The sequence below is a fragment of the Nocardia sp. JCM 38205 genome (assembly GCF_058222935.1).
In genome coordinates this window covers 700,132-704,458 of sequence record NZ_JBYHFL010000003.1, presented here as the reverse complement: position 1 = coordinate 704,458, position 4,327 = coordinate 700,132, and the positions used below count along the sequence as shown (strand labels likewise).

Genomic DNA, 4,327 nt, shown 5'->3' with positions numbered 1-4,327 from the left:
CGCGAGCCTGGGTCAGCTCACCAGCCGGAATCGGTGACGCCGTCGTCGCCGTCCGGCTTCGGCACCTCGGCATCGGCGAATTCCGGTGCGGCACTGCCGTCCTCGATCGAGTCACGACCGCGGGCGGCGGGCGCAGCCGTCGACGCCCGCCGCGGTGCCGGCAGGTTGCCGGTGAGGTCCGGCATGCCTTCGATCAGGTCCGACAGTTTCGGCAGCCGGGCTCGCCGGTCGTCGAGCGGGCTCATCAGCTGCTGACCCTTGCGCAGCACCTCGGCATTCGCCTTCTGCGCGGCTTCGGTGACCGCGGCGGCGATCTCGGAGTAGCTCAGGTCCTCGATGTTGGGACCGAACTTCGTCTCGATGACGACACCGTCGGCATTCACGGTGACCGTGACTCGTTTGCGCCGCACGGTGGCGCTGGCAGTGAGCTGCGCGCGTTCATCCTGGATGCGTGCGATCTCCCGGAACTGTTGCCCGACTTCTTCGATCAGGCCGGCCAGCTCCGCCTTCGCGCGTTCGTTCGCCATAGGTATCAGAGGCCTTCGATCACTCGAAGGTGCCCTCGTTGGCCCGCTCCATCTTTCGCAACGCGACCACGGTCTGGGCCTGGCCGCTGCGGAAGTTGTTGAACGAGTTGGCCACATTCTCCAGGTTGCCGGTGAGGCTTTCGCGGGCCGCGAAGTAGCCCTGCTCGCCATCGGTGAACGAAGCGCCGAGTTTGTCGTTGCCCCAAGGTGTTCCGTAGGAGCTGATGGACGCCTCCAGTGTGTTGAGGATGCCCTGCACCTTGTCGCGAACCGCACCGGTCTTCTCGGCGGCCTTCTGGAAATCGTCCGGATCGGCCTTGACCTTGTCGGCGCCCATGCTCGCTCCTCACCACCCGCGCGGTCGCCCGCACTCCGTCAGCTCGTCTGCGACTGTGACAGCCGATCGCGAATCCCGAGTAGCGCCGAGTTGAATCGCAGGTGGCGCCGGAGTGGCACGCGGGTACCGCGCGGCGCGGACAGACCTGCCATGATGGCCCGCGTGCGAGTACTGCTGCAACGAGTGACATCTGCGCGGGTCAGCGTCGACGGTGAGGTGGTCGGCAGCATCGACCCCGCCGGGCACGGCGCGCCGCACGGCCTGGTGGCGCTGGTCGGCGTCACTCACGACGACACCGAGACCACCGCTGCCGCGCTGGCGGACAAGCTGTGGCGGTTACGCGTGCTCGACGGCGAACGCAGCGCCGCCGATCTGGACGCGCCGATCCTGGTGGTCAGCCAGTTCACCCTCTACGCCGACACCAGGAAGGGCCGTCGCCCGTCCTGGTCGGCGGCAGCGCCAGGTCCGGTCGCCGAACCGCTGGTCGATCATTTCGCCGATGCCCTGCGGGCTCTCGGCGCCACCGTCGCCACGGGACGTTTCGGCGCGCACATGCACATCGAACTGATCAACGACGGGCCGGTCACGATCCTGCTGGAGGGTTGAGGCTGCCCGATTACTCCGGGCGCGGGGTGAGAATGCGGGGCCCGTCTTCGGTGACGGCGACGGTGTGTTCCCAGTGCGCGGCGCGGGAACCGTCGGAGGTGACAACGGTCCAGTCGTCGTCGAGCACATCGGTTTCGCTGGTGCCGAGCGTCAGCATCGGTTCGATGGCCAGCACCGAACCCACCACCAGCAGCGGGCCCTTGCCCGGCTCGCCCTCGTTCGGCAGGAACGGCTCCATGTGCATCTCGCGGCCGATGGCGTGGCCGCCGTAGCCGTCGACGATGCCGTAGCTGCGCCCGTGCGCCTTCTCGGCGGCGCGGGTGCCCAGCTCGATGGCGTGCGAGACGTCGGAGAGGCGGTTGTCGGGCAGCATCGCCTCGATACCGGCCTCCATCGACAGGCGGGTGGCCTCGCTCAGCAGCCGGTCGTCCTCGGAGAGTTCGCCGACGCCGAAGGTCCAGGCCGAATCGCCGTGCCAGCCGTCGAGGATGGCGCCGCAGTCGATGGACACCAGATCGCCCTCGACCAGGATCTCCTCGGCCGAGGGGATGCCGTGCACCACCCGGTCGTTGACCGAGGCGCAGATCGAGGCGGGGAAACCCTGGTAGCCCTTGAACGACGGCACCGCGCCGGCGTCACGGATGACCTGCTCGGCCACCTGATCGAGATCGAGCGTCGAGGCGCCCGGCACCGCCGCGGCGCGCACGGCGACCAGGGCGCGACCGACGATCGCTCCCGCGGCCGCCATCGCGTCCACTTCGCCCGCCGTGCGGAACGGCACCACTTTCTTGCGCTTGCGGCCGAAAACCATGGCGCCTCAGTGCTCCATCGTCGAGTGGATGATCAGTGTCCCAGCGCGCGCAGCGCCCGGGCGTTGACCTCGTCGACCTCGCCGACACCGTCGACGGTGACGACCAGGCCGTCGTAGTGCTCGAGCAGCGGCTCGGTCTCCGAGCGGTACACCCGCAGCCGGTTGTCGATGATCTGCTCGTTGTCGTCGCCGCGACCGCGCGCCAGCATGCGCTCCTTGAGCACTTCCTCCGGCACGACGAAGCAGAGCACCGCGTCCAGCTTCTTGTCCATATCGCCGAGGATCTTCTCCAGGGCGTCGGCCTGGTCGACCGTGCGCGGGTAACCGTCGAGCACGAAACCGTTGACAGCGTCGGGCTCGGCCACGCGGGCCTCGACCATCCGGTTGGTCACATCGCTCGGCACCAGATCGCCGGCATCGATGTACTTCTGCGCCTCGCGACCCAGCGGAGTCTGCTGGCTGATGTTCGCGCGGAACAGGTCCCCCGTGGAGATGTGTGGCACACCGAGCTTTTCCGACAGCAGAACGGCTTGCGTGCCCTTGCCTGCACCCGGCGGTCCGAGCAGTACAACTCTCACTTGAGGAACCCTTCGTAATTTCGATTCATCAGTTGGCTTTCGATCTGCTTCACGGTGTCCAAACCGACGCTCACCATGATCAGCACGGCCGTGCCGCCGAACGGCAGGTTCTGCACGCCACCGGTATTACCGATGTCGAGGAACAGGTTCGGCAGAACGGCTACCGCGCCGAGGTAGATCGAGCCGGGGAGGGTGATGCGACTCAGCACGAAACTGAGATGATCGGCGGTCGGCTTACCGGGCCGGTAGCCCGGAATGAAGCCACCGAACTTCTTCATCTCGTCGGCGCGTTCCTCCGGATTGAAGGTGATCGCGACATAGAAGTAGGTGAAGAACACGATCATGCCGAAGTAGATCGCGATGTAGACCGGGTTGCTCGGATTCACCAGATACTTCTGGATGATCTCCTGCCACCAGCTGGGATCCGGATTGTTCTGCGAGCCCGTCAGCTGCGCGATCAGATTCGGCAGATACAGCAGCGAGGACGCGAAGATCACCGGGATCACGCCGGCCTGGTTCACCTTCAACGGCAGGTAGGTCGACGAGCCGCCGTACATCTTGCGGCCGACCACACGCTTGGCGTACTGCACCGGAATCCGGCGCTGACCCTGCTCGACGAAGATCACCGCGACGATGATCGCGAACGCGGCCACACACACCAGGCCGAACACCAGGCCACCGCGGCTGTCCAGGATGGCCTTGCCCTCGGTCGGGATGCGGGCGGCGATACCGGCGAAGATCAGCAGCGACATGCCGTTGCCGATACCGCGCTCGGTGATCTGCTCGCCGAACCACATGACCAGCGCCGCACCGGCCGTCATGACCAGCACGATGATGATCATGCCGAAGATGCTGGTGTCGGCGAGGATGTCCTGCTGGCAGCCCTGCAGCAGCTGACCGCGGGCCGCGAGCGCCACCAGACCGGTGGCCTGGAGCACGGCCAGCGCGATGGACAGATAACGCGTGTACTGCGTCATCTTGGTCTGGCCGGCCTGGCCTTCCTTGCGCAGTTCCTCGAACCGCGGGATGACGACCGTCAGCAGCTGGATGATGATGCTCGCGGTGATGTAGGGCATGATGCCGATCGCGAAGACCGACAACTGCAGCAGCGCACCACCGGAGAACAGGTTGATCAGCTGGTAGATACCGGCGTTCTCACCGCCGGAGACCAGGTCGACGCACTCCTGGACCGCCCGATAATCGACACCGGGCGACGGCAACGCGGCACCGGCACGGTACAGCGCGACCAACCCCAGCGTGAAGAGAATCTTCCGCCGTAAGTCCGGAGTCCGGAAGGCCGATACGAAGGCGGAAAGCACAGATCCTCCTGGCGAACGACATGGTCATGCCATGGAACTTTCAGCGGTGGTCCGGAATCAGAAACCCCGGTCCCTCAACGCCGACCCCATGACGAGTCTTGGCAGACAACACTTGAACTCTAACAGTGGCACCGGACGAGTTCTCACTC

General features: G+C 66.1%; 6 protein-coding genes. 1 reads left to right on the top strand and 5 read right to left on the bottom strand.

Annotated elements, in window-relative coordinates; genetic code table 11:
* Positions 1-17 precede the first annotated feature (17 nt).
* Positions 18-527 (bottom strand): YbaB/EbfC family nucleoid-associated protein, encoded by a 510-nt coding sequence (locus tag AC4HOU_RS14880; protein ID WP_194989756.1) that lies wholly within the window; start codon positions 525-527, stop codon positions 18-20.
* 19 nt (positions 528-546) lie between these two features.
* On the bottom strand, positions 547-864 hold the full coding sequence (locus AC4HOU_RS14875; protein WP_163816898.1) for a hypothetical protein: 318 nt from the start codon (positions 862-864) through the stop codon (positions 547-549).
* 162 nt (positions 865-1,026) lie between these two features.
* On the opposite strand from AC4HOU_RS14875, the gene dtd reads away from it, so the two are divergent.
* Positions 1,027-1,470 carry a D-aminoacyl-tRNA deacylase gene (gene dtd / locus AC4HOU_RS14870; protein WP_163816897.1) on the top strand — a complete coding sequence of 148 codons (444 nt, stop codon included), beginning with the start codon at positions 1,027-1,029 and terminating at the stop codon, positions 1,468-1,470.
* A gap of 10 nt (positions 1,471-1,480) precedes the next feature.
* On the opposite strand, the gene map is transcribed toward dtd, so the two are convergent.
* From map to secY, 3 genes are read right to left on the bottom strand one after another with little or no spacing between them, the layout of a single operon-like run.
* Positions 1,481-2,281 (bottom strand): type I methionyl aminopeptidase, encoded by an 801-nt coding sequence (gene map / locus AC4HOU_RS14865; RefSeq protein ID WP_163816896.1) that lies wholly within the window; start codon positions 2,279-2,281, stop codon positions 1,481-1,483.
* 32 nt (positions 2,282-2,313) lie between these two features.
* Positions 2,314-2,859, bottom strand: a complete 546-nt coding sequence (locus tag AC4HOU_RS14860; protein ID WP_163816895.1) for an adenylate kinase — start codon at positions 2,857-2,859, stop codon at positions 2,314-2,316.
* Complete coding sequence (gene secY, locus AC4HOU_RS14855) at positions 2,856-4,178, bottom strand: preprotein translocase subunit SecY (protein WP_036533252.1); 1,323 nt, start codon at positions 4,176-4,178, stop codon at positions 2,856-2,858. Before secY ends, AC4HOU_RS14860 begins: the two co-directional genes overlap by 4 nt.
* Between the last annotated feature and the right edge of the window lie 149 nt (positions 4,179-4,327).